The following is a 520-nucleotide window of genomic DNA, read 5'->3' on the forward strand; positions in this document are numbered from 1 at the left end:
GCGGACAGCGCCGCGGGCAGGGCGGGCAGCCCGGCAACGCGGGCGGCGAACAGCGATCTGAGGTGTTCGCGAAGGGAGCGCAGCTGCGCCGCGCACATCTCCTGCACCCCTGCGTCGGCCGGTGCGAGGCCGCGTTCGGTGAGCCAACGATTCGTGGCCTCGGGGGTGCCGAGGAGATCGATGAAGTGCCCACCGGGCAGCGCGATGGCGCTGTTGGCGAAGTCGAGGGCGAGGTATTCCTCCGCCCCCGGCGCGGGCGGTGGCACGGATTCGGCGGTCGGGGTCTCGCTCATGGCTGTCATGGTACGGCTTGTGTTCATCCGTGAGACACGGCTATCGTCCCTCACGGATAAGCCGCTCTACATCCGTGAGGTTTTGATGCCTGGTACCCGTATGCCCACTGAGCAGATCCCCATCCGCGTCTTTGGCGGCCCGACGGCCCTTTTCGAATACGGGGGCCTGCGATTCCTGACCGACCCGACCTTCGACGAGCCCCGTGACTACCACGTGCCGGGCGGCC

The 520-nt window shown here is 68.3% G+C and carries 1 protein-coding gene and 1 pseudogene; one reads left to right on the top strand and one right to left on the bottom strand.

Annotated features, from left to right (window positions below; translation table 11 throughout):
• Positions 1–293, bottom strand: a 293-nt coding sequence (locus tag CCN51_RS52355) for an ABATE domain-containing protein (RefSeq protein WP_211303364.1), incomplete at its 3' end; no start/stop codon positions are given.
• Positions 294–378: 85 nt separating this feature from the next.
• Between CCN51_RS52355 and CCN51_RS59040 the strand changes: the two are divergent.
• Positions 379–520, top strand: a pseudogene (locus CCN51_RS59040) (MBL fold metallo-hydrolase); the annotation flags it as partial.

It is taken from the genome of Streptomyces milbemycinicus (assembly GCF_002154605.1).
Lineage (GTDB): Bacteria > Actinomycetota > Actinomycetes > Streptomycetales > Streptomycetaceae > Streptomyces > Streptomyces milbemycinicus.